This is a genomic window from Lewinellaceae bacterium, assembly GCA_020636105.1.
Taxonomy (GTDB): domain Bacteria; phylum Bacteroidota; class Bacteroidia; order Chitinophagales; family Saprospiraceae; genus BCD1.
In genome coordinates this window covers 3,346,501-3,372,686 of the sequence record JACJYL010000001.1, presented here as the reverse complement: position 1 = coordinate 3,372,686, position 26,186 = coordinate 3,346,501, and the positions used below count along the sequence as shown (strand labels likewise).

Annotated in this window: 14 protein-coding genes; 8 read left to right on the top strand and 6 right to left on the bottom strand. The window is 45.9% G+C overall.

Going from position 1 to position 26,186, the window contains the following annotated elements:
* The first annotated feature begins 180 nt into the window (after window positions 1-180).
* Window positions 181-2,289 (top strand): carboxy terminal-processing peptidase, encoded by a 2,109-nt coding sequence (locus H6571_12790; protein ID MCB9324608.1) that lies wholly within the window; start codon window positions 181-183, stop codon window positions 2,287-2,289.
* 366 nt (window positions 2,290-2,655) lie between these two features.
* Here H6571_12790 and H6571_12785 read toward each other — a convergent pair whose 3' ends face one another.
* Window positions 2,656-3,441, bottom strand: coding sequence for a tryptophan-rich sensory protein (locus tag H6571_12785; protein MCB9324607.1), 786 nt, complete (start codon window positions 3,439-3,441; stop codon window positions 2,656-2,658).
* A 236-nt stretch (window positions 3,442-3,677) separates the two neighbouring features.
* Here H6571_12785 and H6571_12780 point away from each other — a divergent pair, with 236 nt between their 5' ends.
* Window positions 3,678-4,823, top strand: a complete 1,146-nt coding sequence (locus H6571_12780) for a lycopene cyclase (protein MCB9324606.1) — start codon at window positions 3,678-3,680, stop codon at window positions 4,821-4,823.
* 27 nt (window positions 4,824-4,850) lie between these two features.
* On the opposite strand, the gene H6571_12775 is transcribed toward H6571_12780, so the two are convergent.
* From H6571_12775 to H6571_12760, 4 genes are all read right to left on the bottom strand, one after another.
* Window positions 4,851-6,413 (bottom strand): T9SS type A sorting domain-containing protein, encoded by a 1,563-nt coding sequence (locus H6571_12775; protein ID MCB9324605.1) that lies wholly within the window; start codon window positions 6,411-6,413, stop codon window positions 4,851-4,853.
* Window positions 6,414-6,534: 121 nt separating this feature from the next.
* A complete protein-coding gene (blaOXA, locus tag H6571_12770; GenBank protein MCB9324604.1) occupies window positions 6,535-7,368 on the bottom strand; it encodes a class D beta-lactamase in 834 nt (277 codons plus the stop codon).
* Window positions 7,369-7,424: 56 nt separating this feature from the next.
* Window positions 7,425-10,823: a gliding motility-associated C-terminal domain-containing protein gene (locus tag H6571_12765; GenBank protein MCB9324603.1), complete on the bottom strand. Its 3,399-nt coding sequence runs from the start codon at window positions 10,821-10,823 to the stop codon at window positions 7,425-7,427.
* 7 nt (window positions 10,824-10,830) lie between these two features.
* Complete coding sequence (locus tag H6571_12760) at window positions 10,831-11,295, bottom strand: VOC family protein (protein ID MCB9324602.1); 465 nt, start codon at window positions 11,293-11,295, stop codon at window positions 10,831-10,833.
* Window positions 11,296-11,885: 590 nt separating this feature from the next.
* Here H6571_12760 and H6571_12755 point away from each other — a divergent pair.
* The 6 genes from H6571_12755 (at window position 11,886) to H6571_12730 (ending at window position 25,498) form a co-directional block, all read left to right on the top strand.
* Window positions 11,886-19,052 carry a gliding motility-associated C-terminal domain-containing protein gene (locus H6571_12755; GenBank protein MCB9324601.1) on the top strand — a complete coding sequence of 2,389 codons (7,167 nt, stop codon included), beginning with the start codon at window positions 11,886-11,888 and terminating at the stop codon, window positions 19,050-19,052.
* 87 nt (window positions 19,053-19,139) lie between these two features.
* On the top strand, window positions 19,140-20,090 hold the full coding sequence (locus H6571_12750; GenBank protein ID MCB9324600.1) for a type IX secretion system membrane protein PorP/SprF: 951 nt from the start codon (window positions 19,140-19,142) through the stop codon (window positions 20,088-20,090).
* Between the two features lie 136 nt (window positions 20,091-20,226).
* On the top strand, window positions 20,227-22,284 hold the full coding sequence (locus H6571_12745; GenBank protein ID MCB9324599.1) for an OmpA family protein: 2,058 nt from the start codon (window positions 20,227-20,229) through the stop codon (window positions 22,282-22,284).
* A 76-nt stretch (window positions 22,285-22,360) separates the two neighbouring features.
* Window positions 22,361-23,377, top strand: coding sequence for an SPASM domain-containing protein (locus H6571_12740; GenBank protein MCB9324598.1), 1,017 nt, complete (start codon window positions 22,361-22,363; stop codon window positions 23,375-23,377).
* Between the two features lie 321 nt (window positions 23,378-23,698).
* The gene (locus tag H6571_12735) at window positions 23,699-24,721 is read left to right on the top strand and encodes a tetratricopeptide repeat protein (protein ID MCB9324597.1); all 1,023 of its coding nucleotides are present in this window, start codon (window positions 23,699-23,701) and stop codon (window positions 24,719-24,721) included.
* A 12-nt stretch (window positions 24,722-24,733) separates the two neighbouring features.
* The gene (locus H6571_12730) at window positions 24,734-25,498 is read left to right on the top strand and encodes an alpha/beta fold hydrolase (GenBank protein ID MCB9324596.1); all 765 of its coding nucleotides are present in this window, start codon (window positions 24,734-24,736) and stop codon (window positions 25,496-25,498) included.
* Here the strand turns inward: H6571_12730 and H6571_12725 are convergent, their stop codons facing one another.
* Window positions 25,499-26,140, bottom strand: coding sequence for an MBL fold metallo-hydrolase (locus H6571_12725; protein ID MCB9324595.1), 642 nt, complete (start codon window positions 26,138-26,140; stop codon window positions 25,499-25,501). It abuts the gene before it with no gap.
* Between the last annotated feature and the right edge of the window lie 46 nt (window positions 26,141-26,186).

Genomic DNA, 26,186 nt, shown 5'->3' with positions numbered 1-26,186 from the left:
TTTTGTTAAAAAAGAGGCAGACGGCTTTATTCGGTGGCTTTTTAATGGAAAAATCCATTATTTTGATCCTGATACTTAACTAAACCATACTTTTTTCCGTTAATGGTATGGTTATCCCATTTTTGGGTGCAACATTTTATACAATTATCCATCTTTGTTTCTGAAAGAAAACAAAAAATTATGAAGATCAAAAAAGGAATCATTTATCTGTCTGTTTCTATTATCGCCATCTTTCTCTTAGCGGGAGCCATGTTCCCCCAGGGCACGAATGAAGAGAAAGAGGCTGTTTTGATGCAGACGATATTGCGTGGACTTGATTATATGCATTATCAACCCCTTGAAATTGACGATGATTTTTCTGAAATGGTATATGACGAGTATGTAGACCAGCTTTTTGGATATGGTCGTTTTGTGACCCAGGAAGATATCGAAAGACTGAAGGTGTATGAAAAGGATCTCGATGATGAAGCGAAAAAGGGAACCTATGAATTTTTCAACCTCTCGCTTGAAATTTTCGACGCGAATCTGGATAAGACCCAGTCGTTTTACAGGGATATTTTGTCCAAACCTTTTGACTTCACCCTTGATGAAAAGGTTGAAATGGATGGTGAAAAACGGAAAATTCCCAAAAATGACCTTGAATTAAAAGAATTTTGGCGAAAATACCTGAAATACGAAACCCTCTCCCGTTATGTGGATAAAATCGAAGAGCAGAAGGAGGTAGGAGAAGAAGGGGAAAAGAAATCGGAAGAAGCCCTCGAAGCAGAAGCGCGTGGAGAAGTATTGGAAATGTTCGACAGCTGGTATGGAAGGTTGCATAAGCTCAAACGCAATGATCGCCTGGGATATTTTCTCAATGCCGTAACCTCTGTCTTTGATCCGCATACCAATTACTTTAAACCGATAGACAAAGAAAATTTCAACATCAGTTTCAGTGGAAGGCTCGAAGGGATCGGAGCCCGGTTACTGACAGATAAGGATTACACAAAGGTTGCCAGTATCGTAGTGGGTGGCCCCGCCTGGAAAGGTAAAGAACTCGAAGAGAATGATATTATCCTTAAAGTGGCCCAGGAAAATGAGGAGCCTGTGGACATTAAAGGCATGGAGATCGATGATGTAGTGCAGCTGATCCGCGGGGATAAGGATACCAAGGTTACCCTTACCGTCAAAAAAGGCGATGGCACCATCAAGGAGATCCATATTGTAAGGGATATTGTGATCATTGATGAAAGTTATGCCAGGTCTTTGATCCTGGACGGAGAAAAGGAAGGGGAGAAAATAGGTTATTTGTACCTGCCCAGTTTTTATGCTGATTTTGAGCATGAAGACGGCCGTTTTTGTGCGGCTGATGTGGCTAAGGAAATCGAAAAACTTAAAGCCGCCAAAGTGGATGGCATTATTATGGATATCAGGAATAATGGAGGAGGCTCACTGGAAGAAGTGGTGAAAATGTCCGGATTATTCATTGAAAGAGGACCGATCGTGCAGGTGAAGTCCAAAGGGAAAAACCCGTTGGTAAAACAAGATTTTAACCCAAGTGTCAGTTATGACGGGCCCCTTATCCTCATGGTCAATTCGGGAAGTGCTTCGGCTTCGGAAATCCTCGCCGCCGCGCTGCAGGATTACAACCGTGCCCTCATTGTGGGCAGCAAATCCACCTTTGGCAAAGGCACCGTTCAGACATTTGTGAACCTGGATAAAACAGTCAACGGTTATGAAGAATATAAGCCACTGGGTGATATAAAACTGACCATCCAAAAGTTTTATCGCATCAATGGAACCTCAACCCAGAAAAAAGGGGTTATTCCCGATATCATTCTTCCCGACAGTTATCAATTCATTGAATCCGGTGAAAGAGAAGAAGCCCATTGCCTGGGATGGGACGAAATTGATCCTGTGGCCTACAGCCAGAATGTATTCCAGGTCCAGAATAAGGATAAATTGCGTAAAAAGAGTGAAGAAAGAATCGGCAGCAGCGAGGCTTTTAATAAAATACTTGAAAATGCCCGCCGGTTCCAGAAACAGCGGGAAGAAACAGCTTACAGCCTTAAACTGAACACTTTCCTGGAAGAAAAAGAAAAACAGGATAAAGAATCTGCCTTATACAAAGATATGTTCAAAACAGAAGTCGTGGGTGGCATCCGAAACCTGGAAACAGACCTGCCTTCCATCCATGCTGATGAGTCCAAAGAAGCGAGGAACACAGACTGGATCAAGTCCGTTAGCAAGGATGTTTATATCGATGAAACATTAAAGATCATGCACGATATGCTCAACCGGAAAAATTAACAGGGTTGGTTTTTCTGCTTTTAAAAAAATAAGATATCCCGAATTTTGGCTTAAGTCAAAATTCGGGATTTTTTTTTGCAGTGCAATAATTGGCAGCTATTTACGTAGTTACCGTGTACCAAAAGTTTAATTATATATTTTGAATAAGGAAATTTAATTATTAAAAAGCCATCCATCGCCCTGTGCTTTGGTGCAGGAAATACAAAAAAACAAAGCTACAGGGCTTTCAGCCTCTCTTATGGTTGTAAGGCCTAAAGGCCTGGGTTCTTGATGATATTTTACCCAGCGCTAAAGCACTGGGCAATCGAAATTTTATTTAAAGCGATTATTTTTGAACCATCCCTAAGGAGATTAAACGGCTAACCCTTATTGTCTTTTCCGGGCCATTCTCACAATAGTATTGATCATTAATACAATGATCACGGCCATCACTCCATAAACCACATAAAGGATTTCATTTCGGACAGGATCTTCCGCCATTCTTTTTATGATTATGCCGGCATAGGCCCAAAGAATCACCGCTGCGTAGGCTATGTTTTGCTTTTTTAGCAACATGATCACTCCCAATGCCCCGCCGACAAGAATCATCAGTATGGTCCAGATAATGGGTGCAATACCAAAACTGTTCCAGTTGACGGATACCAGCAAAGACGTTACATTGGCTATTGTGGCAACGGAAATCCAGCCCAGGTAAACGCTGATCGGAACCGATACAGCGATGATTCCCTGTTTGTTTAGCGGCAGAGAAGCTTCGATTTGCCTGAACAGATAGATCAATGACAAAAGGAGTCCCACCATGATCAATAGCGATAAAGCCACGATTTCATAATGCCAGGCCAGAATCCAAAGGGCATTAAGGATACAGGTAAGGCCAAAAACCAGGCTGCTTTTTATAGATAATAGTCCCATGGTTTTTTCTTTTACGGCGAGATATAACTGATTAATCACAAAAATCAGCAGCAGTAAATAAATCAATCCCCAAATGGAAAAAGTAATGCCGGCCGGCACGAACAAATTAGGGTATTGATCTGAAATTTCTCCGGTATTTTTTCCGTTGATGGGCAGGATGTTGGCCAGGGCATTTACCGTTACCATGACGGCAAACCATACCACGTTAATCGCGGCAAGGATTATATTTTTTCTTTTTTCCATTGCGGTATTTTTTTAATGATGCTCAAAATTAACAACTACAATATATTATTTTAGGGGAAGAATACTATCATTTCATTCCCGTATTTTTCAAAGGATAAAAAACTGCAATCTTGTTATTGATCCGGCAAAGTAAATTAACTTTGGGCACGAAAAAAAATATCACTAAAACCATACCAGGCATTGGAAGTGTTGTTTTAACGAAGGACAACACCATTTTCCAGTTGATTAATTGCTGAATGAACCAATACGACTATATCATAACAGGCGCAGGAGCCTCCGGATTGATGCTGGCCTACAGGATGGCGAAGGATCCCTTTTTTGACCAGAAATCGATCGCCCTGATCGATGTCACAAAAAAGATGAGCAATGACCGGACCTGGTGTTTTTGGGAAAAAGAAAAAGGGCAATGGGATGAATTCCTCGCCAAATCCTGGAGCGATATTTTTTTTGGGGGCACCGACTTTGAAAAAAGGTTTTCCATCGCCCCTTATACTTACAAAATGATCCGTAGTGAAGCTTTTTACAAGGCCATTTGGGAAACCCTTGACAAAACAGCCAATTTTACGTTTATTCAGGATTCCGTTCGATCCATTGTAGATACCGCTGACGGCGTAAGGGTTGAAACGGCCACAGAAAGTTACCTGGCGGAAAAAGTTTTTAACAGCGTCATTTTATCAAAGGAGTTCCTCCGTCAACAAAAATATCCTGTTTTACAACAGCATTTTGTCGGATGGTTTATCAAAACGGAAACGGACCAGTTCGATGATCAAATGGCCACCTTCATGGATTTCCGGGTGCCGCAAAAGGGCAATACCCGGTTTATGTATGTGTTGCCTTTGCAAAAGAACCTGGCCCTGGTGGAATATACTCTTTTTTCCGAGAATTTACTGGAACAATCCGCCTATGAAAACGAAATCCGGGCATATTTATCCACACACCAAATCATCGGTTACAGCATCGTGGAAACGGAAAAAGGATCCATTCCCATGACCTCTTTTGATTTCGAAAAATACAATACTCCCAATATCCTGAATATGGGAACAGCCGGCGGCTGGACCAAAGCCAGTACCGGATATACTTTCATGAATACGACCAAAAAAACCGCTGAGTTTGTGGATTTTTTGAAAAATAACCATGACTTGTCCAAATTTTCAAAAAGGACAAAATTCTGGTTTTATGACATGATCATGCTGGATGTATTGGCCGGGGAAAACCATTTGGGGGCCCGGCTTTTTTCAGGATTGTTCAGAAAAACAAAAATTCAGTATATCCTAAAATTTCTGGATGAGGAAACCTCCCTGGCCGAAGATCTTAAAATCATTTCGAGTATGCCTACGCTGAAATTCTCCCGGGCACTCCTGAACCGATTGTTGCGTTTTTAACCTTTTTCCATACACTTCGGCAGGGAATTATTCCACCATCAGCATTTTTAGTGTTTTTACCTTCCCGTCTATGGTTAGCTGCGGATAATACAAACCACTTTGAAGTTTCAGGGTCTTTAAATCCACCGGAATGATATGTTTCCCGTAACCCAGTGATTCATTCTGAAGCAGGACAGCTACCTGACGGCCATTACCATCAAACAATTTCAGGTTGACCACCCGGGCATCATGAAGTTTAAAGGAAATATAGGCCATATCCGAAGTCGGATTAGGAAATTGGCTGAACTCATTCAGGTTCCCGCTTGAAGGTTCCCTGACGGCATTGACAACGTGCTGAAAAGGCGTTACGTCTGTCCATACACTCAGTTGCCCCTCATGCAGGCGCGTCCAGATGGGACGCACGATATTATCATGAACGGTAAGGTTGGTGTAATCTCCAAAGAAAACCCCTTCGTTAGGGATAAACGGGCTTTCACTGATGATCTTGTTTGTAAAGCTGTTGCCTCCATCAGTGGACCAGGCCAGGGATACATCTGTTTGCGTATCCATGTAATTTCTTCGGTCATAAAATACAAAAAACAGGTTGCCGTTGGTCTGGTCTATATCCATCCAGGTAAAGAACTGCTGATGCCCCGGTTCATCGTCATTGACACGTATGGGCGCGCTCCATGTGTCGCCTCCATCCGTTGATTTGGACAACCAGATATCCGTGTCATTACCACCATTGCGCTGGTCGGACCAGTTCACGTATATCGTTCCGTGATTGGGTCCGCCACTCAGATCACATTTGGTAATGGGCAGTCCGTTGCTGCGGTAAATCCCCGGCACACCAAAATCCCATCCTCCCGGCAGGGTACTGATCAAAATTTCCGTTTCCAGCCAGGTTTCTCCCTGGTCTGTTGAACGGTTGAAAACAAGGCCGGTCGGTCCGGCCCATGTGACGTAAATTTCACCATTTGGCCCTACTGCGGGCACAGCTCCTTCCACGGTATCATCACTGTCAATACAATCCCCGGCCACCTTGTTGATCCGCAAGGGAGCAGACCAGGAGTCCCCTCCGTCCAAAGATTTCGAGAACAGGATAATGCTGCTGTCAGCAGGGTTTGTACTGCCGTAAACATCAAACTGGGTCCAGGTGAGGTAAATATGATTATTGGTTCGGTCGACTATACTCCAGTGTTTGTCCTGGGCCTTATTGCCGTTCAGGCCGGTAAAGGTACCATCTGACCATACCTCTCCGTTATCGGTTGATTTTTGGCACACGATCCTGTCGATCCAGTTGCCATCGGAAGGGTTGGACAGGTGAAAAAAATAAAAATGCCCGGAAGTATCCACATCAATTACAGGATCTCCCCAAACTCCATAAGAGGAAGAAAGATGTTCGTGAGTCCAGGTATGCCCGGTATCCGCACTGACGTAATAGTTGTCGAGATTGGTGGCCGCCACCAACCTTTCCGGATGGACAGGATCTATTTTGATCGACGGTTCATTCGGGTTGGAAGAAGTGCTGATCAGGACGTTTTGAGCCTTTGCACGGGGCGTTAAACCGACAATAAAAATTAAAAAAAACAGCAAACAATTTTTGATCATTAGTTAAATCGTATTAGTGAGTGACATTCCTAAATGAAAGCAATTCAAGGAGAAAAGGAAAATTATTGTCTTTGATCTCAGTTAATAATTCCATTGCGGGACGTCGAATTTTAACATCTTTTTATTGAATGAATCCCAGGTCTTTCAACCCTTTTTCAGTGATCTCTCTCCTGATCATGGGAAACATATCCATATTAAACGTTTCGGAAGGTTCTATGTTGGTCGCAAAGAAATAAACCTTTTCGAATGTTTCGACGAAACCGACAAACCAGCCGTTGTTGTGGCCATTGCGAATGGCCCATCCCGTTTTTCCACTTAGTTTGTACTGATCGGTTGTTTCCATCACCATCATGCTTTTGACCATGGTTTCCGTTCTTTTTGAAATGGGCAATTCCGACCGGTAAAAGCGTTTCAGGAAGTCAATTTCCTCGAAAGGACTGATTTTTGAGTCCCCTTCCAGCCAAAAAAGATCAATGGTTGCAGTATCGACCACCATATTTCCGTACTGAAACTTTTGAAGGTATTCCTTCATACGTTCGGGGCCGATGCGCCGGGCAACATCCTGGTAACACGGTACACAGGAAAGCTGGAAAGCCTCCCTGAATAGCAGGTCCTGCTCCCAAATTTTTAAGTACCTTTTTTGCCCGTCCCATTTAAAAAGGGTGCTGTCATTTTCCACAACGCCGGTTTCCAACGCAATGATGGAATTGGGGATTTTGAAAGTAGAGGCGGGTAGCCGTCCCTTTTCAGCCCATTCAAAATCATTGGCATAATAGGCATTCTCCTGAAGATCATAGACCAAAATGACGCCCTTTACCCCTGAAAAATCCAGAATGGTTTGCAATTTGGAGGATAGGATCTCCTTTCTTTGGGGAGGTGTTTCCTCTGTTTTTTCCACTATAGGGGAACAGGAAGAAAATATTCCCAATAATAATGCCAGGTACGTAATTTTCATTCTATTAGTAAAATTATGCGTTACGGTTAAAGGTTTCCGGGAAAAGAAGGCCAGGTTTACCTCAACAAAGTAACCTCTCCCTCTTCCGTAATCTCTCCTTTCGAAGTTTCTATGAGGATGATATAAATCAATACATCCGCCTGGTGCGGTTCTCCTTTGTAATATCCATCCCAGGGTTCGGTGCTATCGTGCACCAGGGTTCCCCATCGATTGAAGATCTTCATTTGTTTGACCTGAACGCCACCGGAGGTATAAACTTTGAATTCGTCGTTATACCCGTCATTATTCGGGGTAAATACATTTGGGATGCGGTAATCCGTGCAATCATCAATGTCTACTACTGCAAAGGCGGAACATCCCTGATCATCGGAAACGATCACGCTAATCATTCCGGTTTCTGTTATGGTAATTTGATCATCCGTTGCATTGGTCGACCATAGAATGTTCTCCACCGTACCCGTCGTTTCCAGGGCCAGGTCAATACTGCCACCTTCGCACAGGTTGAAATCCCCTGCTGTCGTGATGGTCACCGTGGGCAATTCCACATTCTGAATTGCGAAAGAGGTATCATAGGGACATTGGTTTGCATCCATGATCACCAGGTTATAGGTCCCGGCGTCCAGGTTTTCAAATAAAGGATTCTCCTGAAAGGTAGTCCCGCCATCAATGCTGTAACTAAATGGAGGATCTCCTGCCCCCACTGTCACTTCCGCACTTCCCGGCAAAATGGTCACCACATCATCCACCAGGGGTCCGCAGGATACATCGGTCAGCAATATTTCGTCAACACTTACTTCCCCGGCAGGGTTTATGGTGACAGAGGCTTCATCTGAACAGCCCCAGTTATCCGTAATCGTTACCGTATAAGTTCCGGCCTCAAAATCGCTGACCGTTGCCATGGATTCACCGTTTGACCAATTATAAGTAAACGGTGCCTGCCCATTCACCGCAATGGCGCTGGCGGAGCCGAAGTTGGTCAGGCAGGAGACATCCTGAACCTCTGCGATCGTCGCTCCCAGGTCATCTACCTGGATGGTGATTCCGGCAGTAGCGAGGCAAACAGGAACCAGGGCAATATCATCCAGGGCAAAGTCATTGCCTGCCACTCCGATATTTTGATTGACAATGCAGATCTCTGCCGTCGTAGCGCCGGCTGATTCCCAAATTTCAAAAAAATTGGTCCACTGGCAGGGGGTGGATTGGGCGTTAAATGGACTGCCCAATAAATTGCCATTGATCGAAAACTGCAAAACAGCCGGGTTATCGGCGACCACCGAGGTAAGCCAGGCAGAAAACTGGTAGGTGAGGTTGGGATCTACCGCTACCGTCTGACACCAGACGGGCAGATTCGAGACACCCGATCCATTGACCACCATCATGTTTCCCGTGCCGGTGGTATGATCCCCGCAGGCAATAAAATTAGTATGCACCAGGGCAGGATTATTGGTGATGGCATAGGTTCCTTCAAGCGATAAGGGCCCCCAGGCTCCCCCGAGTCCCAGTCCGATGGCATCATTATAATCACTGATGAACCCGGTATTCCCAATCGTGAAATCTCCGTTTTCCAGGATATTGTTGCCCAGTCGTTTGGCCGATACCTGGTAATAGGAGGTTCCTCCCGGGGTTACATTAATCACTCCACCCACGGCTCCTGTATTCCATTCATATTCATCCGTGCCCCCACTCACTGCGGTGAGCTGTGCTGTTTCCCCCGGACAAATGGTATCCTTGGAGGCGACAATTTCCACCATGAACCCTTCCGGGGAAATGATGATCTCTACCTCGCCAACGGCTTCGCAACCTCCTGCGTCAGTCACCGTCACCTGGTGAACGCCTGCCGTAAGATCCTCAGCAACCGCAGTGGTTGCTCCGTTATCCCATGAAATAACATAAGGCTCTGTACCGCCAAAAATGCTCACTTGCGCACTGCCGATAGTACTCGCCTCGCAAGGTGAAACGAGTGAAACCACGGAGATCTCAAATTGAGTCTGGCCGATATTCACCTGCTGCACGACACTACATCCTGCTTCATCCGTCACCGTTACCATTTGGGAACCGGCGCACAGGTCATTGGCCACAGCAGTATTTTGTCCTCCTGACCATTCGTAAGTGTAACTGCCAATTCCTCCGCTGGCACTGACCTCGGCACTTCCCGTGCAACCCGCCTGACACCCATCGGGCATGACATTCAAAACCTGGGTAAAAAGGTTCGACACTTCCACCGTGACTGAATCGGTACTTTCGACGTAAGTGCTGAAATTGATATTATCAAGTGCAAAATCATTGCCGTTAGCAGAAGTGCTTTGGTTGACGATACATATTTCTATCGTTGAATTCCCCCCAACAGTAACCGTTTCGTAAAATTGAAGAACATTGCATGCACCGCCTCCAAAGAGGCTGCCCCCGATCAAATTACCGTCAACACTCAATTGCAATTGGGGGACCGGGGTATTAATCGTTTGCACGTCAAAAGAAAAAAAGTAATCCGTTTGCGGGATCACGCTGATCTGCTGACACCAAAGGTTGACATTAGCCTCCGGAGAACCGTTGACCACCATCATATTGCCGTCGATGGGCGGACATTGAGTCCAGAGGGTAGGAGTGGAATTATTGATATTATAACACCCTTGGCATAAGCCACTCAGGTTGCCGTCCACATTATTGTATTCAGAAGTAAACCCGAGGTTGCCGGATTCAAAGTCTCCGTTTTGTACCAGATTCGCCCCAAGGCCGAAAGCGGTGACCGTAAAAGTGGTCGTTTGAAACGGAAAAGCAAAAGTAGTGGCCGAGTTAGGAGATGATAAAAGGCCAGTGGGTTCCCAGGAGTAAAAACTGAGATCGCTTCCGGTAGAGACGGCACTCAACTGGGTGAATCCCTGGGCGCTGCAGAGGGTTGCCGGTTCAGCGAATGCTTCAATGGTACTGATCGGAATGGTATCTACACAAACCATAAAATCCCCGTCGTTGGGGGTGGCTGAAGCCGAATAAGTACTCATTCTAAGGAAATATTCGCTGCCCGGGGTAAGTCCTTCGATGTCGAATTGTACCGTCCCACTTCCCACATTGGCTTGCTCACAGGCTAACTCCACCAATCCGTCGGTAAGACATTCTCCCCGGTAGATGGCCAGCCGAGGCTGAAACATTGGGCTCCCATTGGGCCCACCCGGCACCCCATTGAGGGTAATTTGAAAATCGGTGTAAGATCCGTCAGCCGGAACGGTGAAAACTGCCCAAACGTCATTACCGACGTCTGACCAACAGGAAGGTATTTCAAAATCCGGGGCAGAATAGATGGTGCTGGGGGTTGCCCCAATATTGCTAAATATTGTTTCGGGGCAGGAAGGGCCTTCGCCCAGGACAATCGCGTCCGCGCAGTCATCGAAGTCAACTTGTCCAAATACAACAGTAGCGCATAAGAAGCTTACGGCAAGGAGTAGGTAATGTTTTTTTTTCATAAGTTGATTATGGTTTGTTTGTTTTTTCGAATTGTAAGTGTTCCTTCAGTTCACAATTGATCATCCAATTGATTCCAAATTTATCGGTAAGCAGTCCGAAATAAGACTGCCAGAAAGTTTTTTCCAGTGGCATGTTAATGGTTCCGCCTGCTGCCAGGGCGTTGAAAATTCGTTCGGCTTCAACCGGATCATCCGTATTGACGGAAATGGAAAAATTATTGCCAAATTGTACGGGAACAGACCATTCACCTCCTGAATCACTCCCCATTAAAATGGTTTCCTTGCTGACGGGTAAGGAAATATGCATGATCTTTTCTTTGAGCGCCTCGGGCATAGGAGGCATTCCTTCACGAGGAGGCATATCTTTATATTTTCCAACATAAGGGAATTCTCCTCCGAATACCGACCTGTAAAAAAGGAAGGCTTCCTCGCAATGGCCGTTAAAGGAGAGATATACGTTTACTGTTGTCATGATTAGGTTATTTTAAAACGGGTAACAGGTTGAAAAGCAGCCCCAAATAAAATAATTTACCAATTTATACTTCAAGATAACCCTTTTGTCTTCAACCGCCAAAATAATTATGGACGATGAAGAAAGGAATGTAAATTTTCCCGACAAACCAAAACCCTTAAAAACGCCACCCCAACGACGACAAAATTCCACAAAAAGCGGCAAATTTAATGCAATAACCACCATTTTGGTGGCAGTATTGGCAATTATTAATTAATTTGCATCTTTATTTGATGGCAAGGTTCTTCAACTCCGGCGCAACCGGAAGAAGCCCCATTGTATTACATCTTCAAAAACCGATATCCCATGAACTTACCGACCTTGACTGGTTTCGGCAAACTTCTAGTCTTTTCCTTATTCCGGTTGTATGATCAGTTGCACTCTCCCCTGTTCAGGCAATTGACATTCGTTAACTTTTTGCAATACATTTTTCCCCTGAATCAGGGAAAAAATGATATTTTCACCCTTAACAAAAGTGTACTTTTTCAAGGAATTTGAGACCCATACATAAAACGACAATTCGCCCTTTGATTAATCTAATAGAACAGTATATGAAAATAAAGCTACTCTGCCCTTTAAAGCTTGCCTTTCTGACAGGAACCGTATTTATTGTCTCACTCAATTTCCTGAAAGCGGGCAACCCTTCAGCAAACAGGCCTTTTGAAAATTATTCTTTCTTATATGAAGAAACAGCACCGGTTTTTATCGACCCGGTCCCCAATGATACCACGGTAAATTGCAAAACGGAGGTACCTGCTCCTATGGCCCTTATGGCCATGGATGATATGGGCAATACTTTTAGCGTTATGCCCGTGGACAACCCCAATCCGGCCGCTATCAATTCCTGCACCGGGGGCTCGTTCACCCGCACCTGGAAGGCTATCGCCAATACGGATACTACTACGGTATCACAACTAATTACTATACTTCCCGATACAGAGGCCCCGCTGGCGAATATTCCCGAACTGGCGGATACCGTTTCCTGTGAATTCAGTAGCCTGATGGCCGATGTCAACCCTTTGCGTTTTGATATTTGGGTAAACTCTGCCCGGGTGGCGCTCGCTACCATGGCAACGGATAATTGCAGTGGCATTGACAACATTGTTGATGACGCTCCTTCCTCTTTTGAAAATCATTGCGGAAGCGTTACGGTTACCTTTACCATTATTGACAATTGCGGGGCAACTACTAATTGGGTCTCGACCTTCACTACAATCGACACCATTCCACCGGTACTCATTGGCGTACCAAACGATACCATGATCTCCTGCAATGCCGTTATCCCGGAAGCAGCCGTAGTCACCGCTTTGGACAATTGCGCGGGGGTACTTGATGTGGAATATGAAGAAAGCAGCACCCAATTGATGAACGGCCTTTGTAACCAATATGAATATTACCTGATCCGCACCTGGTCGGCAACAGATTCCTGTGGCAATGTGACAGAATCCCAGCAACTCATTTCCATCACCGATAATATGGCCCCGACTTTTAACGTGCCGGCAAATATCACCCTGACCTGCGCTGACGATCCCCTTGATCTTAATGTCACGGGGGATGTCACCAATGTAATGGACAACTGTACACCAAACGAGTTAATTCAAATAACCCATACCGATGACATAATCCCGGGGAATTGCCAATATAATTACGTCATCACCCGGGTCTGGAGAGCCAGAGATATCTGTGGCAATGTTACCGGAAAAATCCAAACCATTACCGTAGCGGATAATCAGGCCCCGACTTTTACTGTGCCGGCCGATATTACCGTGGATTGTTCGAATGCAGGCAACATGAACCTGACCGGTATGCCTACCAATCTTATGGACAATTGCACGTCTTCCCTGGTGGCGACGCATTCGGATGTGGTTATTGCCGGCACTTGTTTAAACAGTTATACCATTAAGCGGACCTGGAAAGTACAGGATGAGTGCGGTAATTTTACCGAATTGGATCAGATCATCACCGTTACAGACAACCAGCCGCCCTCCTTCACCAGCATGCCTCAAAACATGACGCTGTTTTGTGCTCCAAACCAGGAGGTGGATATCCTCTTTAACGACTGGATCACTTCAAGGGCAGGTGCCCAGGCCACGGACAATTGCACAGAAGCACAAAATATTACCTGGTCGATTTTTAATGCCGGCACCCTCAATCCCCCCTCTCTTCCTGTAATTTCATGCCCGGCAGCAAGCGATACCATTCGCAGGCAAGCCATAGATGTCATCATTAAGGATGAATGTGGTAACCAAACCATTAAAACGGTGACCTTTTCGCTGATCGACAATATCGCTCCTGAGATCAGTGGATGCCCTGCCGGTATGACGATCCCTACCGACCCGGGAGATTGTAATGCTCTTTTTGAGCTGGCTCCTCCGGTAATTGAAGAAAGCTGTTTCTTTGGAACGTTATCTGAAAATCTGAACAGCACATTGCCGGTCACGTCTACTGCCTTGCCCGGACAGGAAGGCATCACTCCGGTCAATCCGATTGAATTCAACCTCAGTGTGACCCAACCTTCCCCGATCAATGTCCTTGGATTCGCCAGCGCCAGCATTACCCTGATCTCCGTAGACGGGGAAGAAGCCACAGAATTTTTTAACATCGTCGGAGAGGACGGAAGTATATTGGGTACCACTAACCACACCGACGTTCAGTGTGGCAACTCTTTAACCAGTTTCAGCATTCCCGGAACGCTGATTAACGAATGGGCTTCCGATGGGGTAATTACCATCAGGCTGGAACCGAATATTCCTATCGGGCTGGACGGAAAATTTGCCATTAATGCCATTTGCAACCCGGCAGGATCAGCTGCCATAAACCTGTCATTCCAGGTGAAAAATCTTGGCGATATTTTGTTTCAATACCGAATTGATGACGGACCGGCCATAACCGGTAATCTCCCCGGCCCTTTTACCACCTCATTGGCCCAGGGTGATCACCTGATTACTTATTATGCAGCAGATTGTGCCGGGAATATTGACAGTTGTGCTTATTCCGTCACTGTGGTGGACCAGGAAATACCTACTTTAAATTGCCCGGCAGACATGGTAGTAGAAGTAGCCGAAGACTCCTGTTCGGCAACGGTAACACTGCCGTTGCCAATGAATGCGACAGACAATTGCGAAGCCTACGGAAGTTATGAGCAGAGACTGCCCGCTAATCCGGCTGCTGGGCTCATCACTTTCAGTTACGATCCTAACCTGAATGATTTTGTCGCGCAGGAAAGAAATTTTGTCTTTAACAATGTGGCGGCCAATGCCTTTAATCCTGTTAATTTAACGATAGATTTCCAGGGTGATTTCAATACCAACGGGGCCTTCATGACGATATTGGGTGACGACGGAAGTATCCTTGCCACCACTACTGTGGGAGCTTCAGATTGTTCTACCCCCGGCCAGGTAGTGATTTCCATTCCGGCAGCAACGTTTAATAGCTGGGCCAGCGATGGAGTGGTTGAGATCATTGCCCTGCCAAATGAAATAAACGTTCCTCCAGGGGTTACCGGCGACGGCATCAACCCTTGTACTCCGGGAGTTGTCACCACCACTGGAGATAATGACGGCAGCAGTTATATTTTTGCCACCCTGAGTTACGACAGACTTTCGCTCTCTTATTTTGCAACAGGGCAGACGTCCATTCCATTGACTCCCATGAGTGAACCCATGGTACGGCCGGTCATTGAATTCGGGATAGGCACTACGGAGGTCACATACATCATGGCTGATCCTGCCGGAAATGTCGATAGTTGTTCCTTTACGGTAACGGTGGAAGATAACATCGATCCTGTAGCCGTTTGTGTTTCTGCAACCACCTTGTTTATTGAACCATCAGGATTACAGGTAGAAATCCTGGATGCCATTGACCTGGATCTTGGCAGCACCGATAATTGTGGCATTGAGCAACGCTTACTAAGTCCAAACACCTTCACTTGTGCCGATGTCGGAAATTTATTGCCGGCCACGTTGACCGTGGTGGATTCTTCTGGCAATTCGGCTACTTGCCAGACCATCGTTTCCATTGCCCCTCAGGGGCCTGTACCTACCGCCAATTCCGGTTTGTGTGGCGGGGATACGCTTTTCCTTTTTGCCAACCCTCCGGTAGATAACGGCGGGGTGCTTTATACCTTTAAGTGGTACTTCAACGATGTGTTGATCTCGGTGGCGAAAAATCCTGTCATCCCCAATATTGGCCTTAATAATGAAGGAGCCTACAGAGTAGTCATTCGCGGATTGACCGGTTGTGAGGCTGAAGGAATCGTTAATGTTTCGGTCGAAGCGCTCCCCATAACGCCACATATTGAAACGGCCAGCACCATTTGTCTGCACGAGGACCTGGTGCTGAGTACGCCTGATTATCCGGCAGGCAATAACGTCACTTTTTACTGGTACCAGGGTATGCCACCGAACGGCACCCTTATCGGTACCACCACAACCCCTGAGCTGATCATTCCCGGCCCACATCCTGCCGGGACGAAAAATTATTACATGACCGTTGAAGCTACCGGCTGTGTTTCAACGCCTTCGACGCCGGTGCAGGTGCTTGCCGTGCAACAGCCCGTGGCCCAGGTCACCTTTGCCGATACAACAGTATGTGCCGGGGAAACGATTAACCTCGGAACCCTGGTCAGCGGCTCCGGGATTACGTATCAATGGACAGGACCCAATACATTTAGCTCCGGGGCCCAATTTCCGTCTGTCGGTCCTCTTTCCACGGTCAATGCAGGGTATTATTACCTTGTGTTAAACAAAAATAATGGTTGTTTTTCAGCCCCCGATTCCGTCAGGATCACCGTAAAAGCCAAACCGGCTACGCCTGTAATTAGTTACAGCGGCCCGGTCTGTGCAGGAGGATCGCTTACCTTAACAACAACTGCCACGGGGGCCAGTTCTTACCACTGGATTAATTTCAACGGAGAAGAATTCATCACCTCTGTTCCAACTTATGTGATTCCTTCATCCAATCTGGGGAATGCCGGAAACTGGTATTTATATATCATTAAAAATGGCTGTACCTCAAACAATTCCAATCCTGTGAATGTAGTGGTTAACCCTGTTCCTGTTGCCACAGCAATAGTACAACCACAATCTCCGTGTGACGGCGATTCATTCCAACTGATAGGAGGCCCTAATCTCACAGGAGGCAGTTACCTGTGGACAGGTCCGGGCATTTCCCCTCAAATGGTTCAAAGCCCTGTGATCAGCAATGCTTCCGAAGCCAACCAGGGGTTCTTTACCCTGACCGCCACCAGCCAGGCGGGGTGTAGCAATACGGCAACTGTTTTCGTGGATATTCCTGAAAAAATAAATATCCTGGGCGTGAGTTCAGATGCCCCGTCTTGTCTTAACGGCCCCACCGACATTCAGTTGGATGTTACGGTGCTGCCTTTTGATGACGGTACCTATACTTATTCCTGGCAGGGGCCGAATTTCAACCAAACGACGAGTTCCTCCACCGCCACTATTCCCAATGCGACTGGAGTTTTGAACCGGGGAGAATACCATCTCACGGTAACCTCCGGCGACGGTTGCGAGGTGGTTTTGAACGATGCCTACTTTTTGGATATCCGGGACATCCCCGCCAATCCGGCTGCACCAACGGCATCCCATCCGTTGAATGCCTATTGTGTGGGGGAAACCATCACCCTGACCACCAATGCCTATATGGGGAATTCGATCACCTATTTCTGGAAAATCCCGGGAGGCAGTACCCTGACCTCCAGCGGCCCGATGCTGAATATTCCCAATGCAGGACTTTCCTATACGGGCAATTATTCCGTTTATGTGATGGTGGACGGTTGTATTTCCGGTAATTCAAACCCTACGGCGATAACGGTTCATCCTGTACCCCAGGTGATGGCTACCGCCAATACCCCGGTTTGTTATGGGGCAAACATCAATTTACAAACGCAGTTTTTTCCCGGAGCGACCTATCAGTGGCAAGGCCCTAACGGATTTAATTCGGGGATTCAGAACCCTGTAAATAACTCTATCCATCAAATGGATAGTCTGGGTACCTATTGGGTGATCACCACTTTAAACGGCTGCGCTTCGGACACGGCCTTTGTGACGGTGGCCGTGAAGCCTGTTCCTCAAATCCCGATGCCTTTGGCGACTGTTTCTGACTCCATTTGTGCCAGCCTGGCCGATGAAACATTGACCTTATCCATTACCGGAGCTTCCGCTACTGAAAATGCACTTTATACCTGGTACAATAATGCCAACGGACAAAATCCGCTGAATACGGCATCTTCACAACCTCAGTTCGTACTGACTGATTTTTCCAATTACGCCACCAGCGGAACCTACAACTTTTATGTTCGGGCCAATTTGAACGGATGCCTGTCTGAAATTTCCCAGGCTGCACCTGTCCTGATCAGCTATATTCCTGCAATTTCTGCCTTTGCCGGTACAGACAAAACCGTCTGTGATGACGAGACCGCGACCCTTAGTGCTGAAGCGCCAACGGTTGGTTCGGGAACATGGTCACAGGCCGGAGGACCAACGACAGGTATCGTCATCACCAATCCGAATCAGGCGGTTACTGCCGTAAATGGACTGAGCGTGGCAGGTTCTCCCTTTACTTTTGCTTGGACACTGTCCAATGGAGCCTGTCTGAATTACGATTCCGATGAAGTGGTGCTGACCATTAGCCAGGGAGAGAGTGCTTTTGCCGGCGATATTGTGGTCGCCTGCCAGGGAGAAATTATCAACCTCAGTGCCACCCCTCCGTCAGGAGTGGGCAGTACCGGTATGTGGACACAACCTGCGGCCCAGGAACAATTTGGGGTCACCATTGAAGAGCCCACCAACCCGAGTACCGTTATCGAAGGGCTGGATCCGGACAATTTATACAATTTCACCTGGACCATCGTCAGCAATTGCGGGGTGGTTTCCGATGAAGTGATTGTCTATATTTCAGATCCTTCTCCTAATGCCGGCTTTGATATCATCGCCTGTAATGAAACAAGAACTGCATTGTTGACGGCCGATGAGCCGACGAGAGGGAGCAGCGGGGAGTGGTCAACACTGACACAGGGAGTCAGCATAACGGACTCCTATTCCGACACTACGACGGTCAGCAACCTAATCCCCGGAGAAAATATTTTTGTCTGGACCATTGATGATGCCATCTGCGCAGATCAGTCACGGGACACGATCATTATTTTTTACAAAGAACCCCCCACCGCGGAAGATGACTTCATAAATGTACCTTTTGGGGGGACGACCACTTTTGATCCGCTGATCAATGATATTGTACCCCTGAATTCATTCCCGGCGGTCCTGGTTGACCCATTACTCGGTAGTGTGACGGAGGCGAATAATCTTTTTACTTATACGCCTCCTGCCAATTTTGTGGGGAATGACCATTTTTTGTATGAAGTCCTGAGTGAAGGATGCCCCGCTGCTTCTGCCCAGGTGAATCTAGTGATTGGAGATGGAGCAAAATGTATCGCGCCGTCCATTATTACGCCGAATAACGACGGGGTCAACGACAACTTTGTGGTCCCTTGCCTACTCGACGAAAAAGACTATCCTAACAATAAGGTGATCATTTTTAACCGATGGGGAGACGAGGTGTTCCGTTCACAAAGTCCGTATCAAAATAACTGGGACGGAAAATACAACGGAGAAGACCTGCCCGTAGGAACCTACTTTTTTATAGTGGATTTCGGGAATGGCGATGACCCCCTTAAAGGGTTTGTAGTCATTCAACGATAGTGATTTGATTAAAGAAATGTGACAATAGACAAAGATGATCGAATTAAATTCAAAAGTCATAACACAATTGTATTAAACCATAAACCGATGCACAAATTTATTTTAACCCTGTTTTTTTTAAGTCTTTTACTTGCTGCGTTTGGGCAGCAGGAAGAGCAGTTTACCCAATTCATGTATTACAAGTCGGGATACAATCCTGCTTCCGTAGGCAGCAATGACGCTCCCTGTTTCTCCCTGATCGCAAGGAATCAATGGATAGGTTTTGAAGGAGCCCCCCAGGCACAGTTGATCTCTTTCAATATGCCGGTTTTCAACAAACGGGTGGGTATTGGCGCCAACGTTATTCGGCAGACCATCGGGATCACTGAAAAATATTCGGCGGAGACCCTGTATGCTTACCGCATTCCCCTTGGACGGGGTATTCTTGGCATAGGCCTCCAGGCATCGGTCCGGTTTATTCGTATGAATTTCAGCCAGGCGGAATCCATTCAGCCCAGTGCCCAGGACGATGCCATTCCTGGTGATATACAGAGCAAGTACGTACCCAATTTTGGGGCGGGACTTTACTACAGCAATCAACGATACTATGTCGGAATATCGGCTCCGAGATTACTCGAGAATAATATAGACCTGGCTGACTCAGATGCCACCATTTCAAAGGAAGTGCGCCATATTTACGCAATGGGAGGCATACTTATCGATTTGGGCGATCATGTGCAAATGCAACCACAGGTATTGTTGAAATATGTGATGGGCGCTCCTTTTGACGGCGATGCCAACCTGAACTTCATTTTTGCCGAAAAATTTACCACCGGAATTTCCTATAGACTTGGCGGCTCGAAGCGTACTGGTATCGGAGAATCCGTTTCCGTCGTTTTGGGCATGCAGCTTTCTGAGAGTATTTTGTTCGGATTATCTTACGACCTGACTTTATCGGAGCTCAAAAATTACAATAGTGGTACGGTGGAAGGCGTTTTCCGGTATTGTATAGGAGGCCGTTCCCAGGGCAACGAATATGTGAGCCCCAGATTTTTTTGATAAGCATTGAATTTTCCCCCATGAGATATGGAAATAAGTGTAACCTGTTGGAGTTGTCCCCGGAATAAGAAAAAGCAACGGATTTTTGCAGACTGCCGATGCGTTACACGGCCACTATCTCAAATACTTTTTAATTATGTTACGTAAAGCCTTTTTTGTTTTTGCTTTTGGCTTGCCTTTCTTTTCTTTTGGGCAGAAGGTCAATCCGTTTGGGCAGGATCGTAGTGAAACTGCGATCAACAGAGACGTAATCATTCGAAATGCGAGTAATATCAACACCGAAGGCCTCGAATTTTCCCCTGTCTTATATGAAAACGGACTGGTATTCGTTTCCAGAAATAAAAACGGAATCATTGATGAAAATACAGGAAAAACCTTTTTCGAACTTTTTTATGCTGAGTTAGATCCCAACGGCATTCCGGTGAAGGCTCAGAATTTTTCGAATGAGCTCAATTCACAGCTTCATGAAGGGCCTGTTACTTTTAACCGTAAAGGCGATAAAATATATTTCACCCGTAGCAACCTCGAAAAAGGGTTAAGCCGGGCCGACAAAAAAGGTCGGGTGGGGTTGAAAATTTACGAAGCACACAGGGGGTATTTTGATTGGGAAAATATCGTTGAGTTGCCTTTCAACAACAACGAATATTCCTGTATGCACCCTGCCCTTTCTGCTGATGAGAATAAGTTGTTTTTTTCTTCCAATATGCCCGGTGGATATGGAGGGATGGATCTTTATTTTGTAGAAAAACGCGATGGCGGATGGAGCGCTCCCATCAACCTGGGGCCCGACATCAATACCAGCAAAAATGAAGTTTTTCCCTTTATCCACGACAATGGAACCCTTTTCTTCGCTTCCGATGGCCACGAAGGACTCGGAGGACTCGACATTTACATGATCAATGTTCAGGGCAGACGTTGGGGCAAGTTGATCAACCTCGGAGCTCCTTTTAATTCCGATCAAGATGACCTTGGCCTCATTTTAGATGTGAGAGGAACCCGGGGGTATCTCGCCTCCAACCGGGAAGGTGGCAAAGGCAGTGATGACATTTATTATTTCGAGATTCCTTACGGACTACAAGGCGTTGAAGGTCCTAAAATGAACGCTACCATCATTGCCACCTTCGACGGCCAGATGAGCAAACGATTGCCGGGAACCTCCCTTTACGTTTTTGAAATTTCTTCAGAAGGCCTGGTCGAAAACAAGGACCTCTATGACCTTGAGATGATGCCCAATGAAAAAAGTCTGGATAGCATTGAGTCCAATGAAGTGATTCTAAAACTTGTCCGTAAGCCGGAAAAGGATTTAGGCCAGCCCCAAAGCATTACTGATAAAAATGGGGAGAGTATTTTACAACTGGAAGCCACCAAACATTACCTCATACTGGCTTCGAAAGCCGGGTATGGATCGAAAGAAATTCAATACAGCCCGAAAAACAGCTCACAAAATACTCCCATTGATATCCTTTTGGAAAGAAGCAATTGCCTGGCCTTAAACGGGGTGATTACCACCATCGAAGATAAAATTCCCATTCCGGGCACCTTGGTAAGGATCATCAATAGTTGTGACACGACTGAACAGGTCCTTCGTACGAATATGAATGGAGAATTTTCCAGTTGCCTGCCTTTTGGTTGTGAATTTACCATCAAAGCCCAACGTAAAGGTTTTGAGGATACCGCGACCAAAGTTTCTACCCAAAGCCTGCGCGGTACCCGGTCCATCGATATAGCTATGGAACTCAAGCCCCAATCCGAACTCGTGCTTAAAGAACCTATCCGGACCGGTTCCGTCATCATCCTGGAAAATATTTATTACGACTTCAATAAATCGGCCATCCGTAAAGGCGCCGCACCCGACCTCGAAGCACTGGCCCGCCTGATGGTCAGATACCCCAGCCTGGAAATTGAACTCGGGGCCCATACCGACAGCCGGGGAGAGGAAGGATATAACCTGGAGTTGTCCCTGAAACGAGCAGAATCAGCAATGCAATTTCTGACCAATAGAGGCATTGAAGCGGAAAGAATCAAAGCTATTGGTTATGGTGAAGCTTATATTCGCAACAAATGCAAAGACGGGGTGCCTTGTTCTGAAGAAGAACATCAATACAACAGAAGAACGGAAGTTAAAGTCCTCAAAATTGACGAACAGCCGGAATTGAATGCTTCGGAAAACCCTGCTCCTTCAAAAAACAATTAGGAGATAAAAAGGGTGCTTATTACCGATAGAGATATTTCAAACCAATCAAAATTCAAATTATGACTATTTTAACACTATGAACATTTCCGATTCCTTAAATTTCCTTTCCAAACTAAGCCTTCGCCGGCTGGCAAACTCCTTCAAGGTCTTGTCCTCCTATTACCTTTCCAGGTGGATCAAAAAGCCCATACAATGGGGGCTCCCTATCACGGTATCCATCGAACCGACAACGGCCTGCAACCTGAAATGCCCGGAATGCCCCAGTGGACTTCGCTCCTTTATGCGGCCCACCGGAAACCTGAAGGAACCTCTTTTTAAACGGATCATTACTCAATTGGAAAAAGAATTACTCTTTCTGATTTTTTACTTCCAGGGCGAGCCTTACATCAATCCGGATTTCCTGGAAATGGTCAAATACGCATCGGATAAGGGAATTTACACCATCACCAGTACCAACGCTCATTTTCTGAATGATGAGAATGCTAAAAAAACCATTGAATCCGGACTGGACAGGCTCATCATTTCCATCGATGGAATCACCCAGGAAGTTTACGAAAGTTACCGCAAGGAAGGTACCCTGGATAAGGTTCTGGAAGGCACGAAAAACATAATAAAGTGGAAAAAGGAACTGGGATCCGCCACCCCGCATATCATCTTCCAGTTCCTGGTGGTCAAACCCAATGAACATCAGGTGCCCGGGATTTACGAACTGGCCAAATCACTGGGGGTGGATGAGGTGAAATTAAAGACCGCCCAGGTCTACGATTACAAAAACGGAAACCCTCTCATTCCCGAAACCGAGCGCTATTCCCGTTACAAACGTCAAAAAGACGGAACCTACCGCATTAAAAGTAAACTACTCAACCATTGCTGGAAGCTTTGGCACTCCTGTGTGATCACCTGGGACGGCAAAGTTGTCCCTTGTTGTTTCGATAAAGATGCCCAACATCAACTCGGAACGCTCGCAGAACAAAATTTTAAACAAATCTGGCAAGACGGCCCTTACCGAACTTTTCGAAAAAAAATCCTCACAGGCCGAAATAAAATTAATATTTGTACAAATTGTACGGAAGGCAGCAAGGTTTGGTTGTAATTGCTTGCTGGTTTGAAATAATTAGTCTAAATTTGTTAGTTAGATCACCCTATTGATTTTACCCGTCCCAAATTTTACGGTACTTTAAAAAAAAATTGGGCCTTTTTAAAGGTGAAATCTTCGCTCGAACAGCGATTTTCATCAAGAAAAACCAAGATTCTTTCCCTGCCGGGAATTTAATCAAACAATTTTGGTTGTAAAATCAGGTAATACAAGTAATAATCTCCACCCAAAAGCGACCTCTTCAATACTACGTTGACAACAATTATTTATTTTATATAAATTTTGTTCCTGATTATTAAAGGACAAAAACAGCAGGACATGCAAGACAATTTTAAAACTATTTTTACGGGTCGGCTCGATTTTGGTAATGCCAGAAGTTATGACAAGGTGGTAAAACTATTTGAGCACCGAATGGAGAATTATTATAAAACAGAAATTCTGTTGCTGTCTGAAGAGGTATTCAACGAGGAAAAATTATGCCTCGATATTCCCCGGTTCATAACCCTCGCGCCCAAGAAAAAATGGCAAAACACCATCAACTTGCTGAATTCCGTGGCCGAATATGCTATTTCAGGAGATATCAAAGCCTGGATGATGCAGGAAGGTCAACTGGTTGATCGCCACCACATTGAACCACATAGTGATAAAACCGCCGTCAAGGAGTATTTGAGGGGAAGGAAACTCGCCGAGAATGAGGATACCATGAAAGAAGCCATGGAAGCTCTGACCCGTGCCATTGCTAAATTCGAACAACACGCGGTCGCTTACGAAAGGAGGGGATTTGTCAATTTCAGTCTTAAAAATTACGAAGATGCCTTGTATGACTACAACAAAAGCATCAAATACAACGACGCCGTTCCCAAACCATACCTTGGAAGGGGCCTGGTGAAAATGGCCACCAAAAATTATGCAGAAGCCATAGAGGATTTTGATATCGCTATCAAATTTTCGATGCCACTGCAACAAATATACTGGCACGCTCGCCGTGTAAAAGCAGACTGCTTCATGCAACTGAAAGATTTCGAAGCCGCCGTAAAGGAACTGACCCTTTTTTCAAAAAGACGTTTTTTGCCGGATAACAAAAATTATCCATGGCGGAAAAAGGTTTTTTTCAACCTGGGAAAATCACTTATGGAACTGGGCCGTTTCAAGGAAGCGGTTGAGGCGTTTACCGAAGCGATGGCCATTGAAAATGGCAACGGGCATGTGTCCGACCTCGAATTGCTCGTCAACAGGGGGATTTCGAGAAAAAAAGGAGGCATGAAAGGCTTTAGAACAGATTGGAAGGAAGCTGCCGACCAGGGGTCTGAAGCCGCTGCGGATTTACTCTCCTCCAAGTAAAGCAATATTGTGATCCAACTCAACTACAAATCCTTCGGGCAGGGTGACCCACTCATCATCCTCCACGGACTTTTTGGCACGCTCGACAACTGGCAGTCCATCGCCAAAAGGCTGAGCGACCATTTTATGGTTTTTATCGTCGATCAACGCAATCACGGCAAATCACCCCATACCGAACAACACGGTTATACCTGTATGGCCGAAGACCTTCACGATTTCATGACCTCCAAATGGATTTACAAAGCCCACATCCTGGGGCATTCCATGGGTGGAAAAACCGCGATGCGCTTCGCCACCGAATTTCCGGATATGGTGGATAAACTCATCGTGGCCGATATTGCCCCCAAAGCTTACCCGGATACGCACAGCCAGATTTTTAATGCACTGCTGTCCATTGACCTGACCACCATCTCCGCCAGAAAGGAGATCGATGACCTGCTGAGCCAAAATATAGACTCCCTGGCCATCCGGCAATTCCTGCTAAAGGACATCACCCGCAACAAAATAAACCATCGCTACGAATGGAAGATGAACCTGCCCGTGTTGTATAAATACTATACGAATATCCTGAAATTCGATCTCGGACATGAAATATTTGAAGGAGATACCTTATTCATCAAAGGCGGGCAATCGGGATACATCCAGGAGGAAGACATGGTGGATATCCGGAATTATTTCCCAAAGGCTGAACTTAAAAGCATTAAAAACGCCGGCCACTGGTTGCATGCGGATCAGCCCGAGGCATTTTTTACTATGGTGATGGAGTTTTTAGGGTAATTACTGAAAAAACGGATTAGTCCGTTTCTCAAAACCAACCGTCGTACCCGGGCCATGCCCCGGCAATACCTGCACCTCATCATCCAGGGTAAACAATTGTGTTTTGACACTATTGATCAAGGTATCATAATCGCCTCCAGGTAAATCTGTCCGCCCGATACTGCCGTAAAACAATACATCTCCGGCGATGACAAAGGCGTCTTTTTTACAATAAAAACAAAGGCTGGCAGGCGAATGACCGGGCGTAAGCAATACCTGTAATGTTGTATTCCCAAAAGCAATAGCTTCTCCTTCCTCAATAAAATATCCTGGCTCCGGTGAATGCTCGGGTTTGGGTAGTCCGTAGGCTTCACAAATCTGGGGCAAAGCTTCCAGTAAGGGCAATTCTCCTTTGTGGATGCCTAAGGGCAGGTCGTATTTTTCAGCAACAAATTTATTGCCAAACACATGATCCAGGTGGCAGTGGGTATTGATGAGTTTTACCGGCTTGAGCCCCGCATCGGCAATAGCCGCGGCGAGCTGGCGGTCTTCTGCCGGATTGGAATTACCCGGATCGAAGATGATGCACTCCCCGGTTTCATCATAAACCACGTAAGTATTTTCCTGAAAAGCATTAAATGTTAAACTCAATACATCTGCCATACGTTATTAATTAGTAATTCTCATAAAAATTTGATAAATTGGACTC

Coding starts and splice junctions, on each gene's coding strand:
- H6571_12735 (MCB9324597.1), top strand. CDS start 23,699: ATGCAAGACAATTTTAAAACTATTTTTACGGGTCGGCTCGATTTTGGT.
- H6571_12745 (MCB9324599.1), top strand. CDS start 20,227: ATGTTACGTAAAGCCTTTTTTGTTTTTGCTTTTGGCTTGCCTTTCTTT.
- H6571_12775 (MCB9324605.1), bottom strand. CDS start 6,413: ATGATCAAAAATTGTTTGCTGTTTTTTTTAATTTTTATTGTCGGTTTA.
- H6571_12740 (MCB9324598.1), top strand. CDS start 22,361: ATGAACATTTCCGATTCCTTAAATTTCCTTTCCAAACTAAGCCTTCGC.
- H6571_12755 (MCB9324601.1), top strand. CDS start 11,886: ATGAAAATAAAGCTACTCTGCCCTTTAAAGCTTGCCTTTCTGACAGGA.
- H6571_12780 (MCB9324606.1), top strand. CDS start 3,678: ATGAACCAATACGACTATATCATAACAGGCGCAGGAGCCTCCGGATTG.
- H6571_12760 (MCB9324602.1), bottom strand. CDS start 11,295: ATGACAACAGTAAACGTATATCTCTCCTTTAACGGCCATTGCGAGGAA.
- H6571_12785 (MCB9324607.1), bottom strand. CDS start 3,441: ATGGAAAAAAGAAAAAATATAATCCTTGCCGCGATTAACGTGGTATGG.
- blaOXA (MCB9324604.1), bottom strand. CDS start 7,368: ATGAAAATTACGTACCTGGCATTATTATTGGGAATATTTTCTTCCTGT.
- H6571_12765 (MCB9324603.1), bottom strand. CDS start 10,823: ATGAAAAAAAAACATTACCTACTCCTTGCCGTAAGCTTCTTATGCGCT.
- H6571_12790 (MCB9324608.1), top strand. CDS start 181: ATGAAGATCAAAAAAGGAATCATTTATCTGTCTGTTTCTATTATCGCC.
- H6571_12725 (MCB9324595.1), bottom strand. CDS start 26,140: ATGGCAGATGTATTGAGTTTAACATTTAATGCTTTTCAGGAAAATACT.
- H6571_12750 (MCB9324600.1), top strand. CDS start 19,140: ATGCACAAATTTATTTTAACCCTGTTTTTTTTAAGTCTTTTACTTGCT.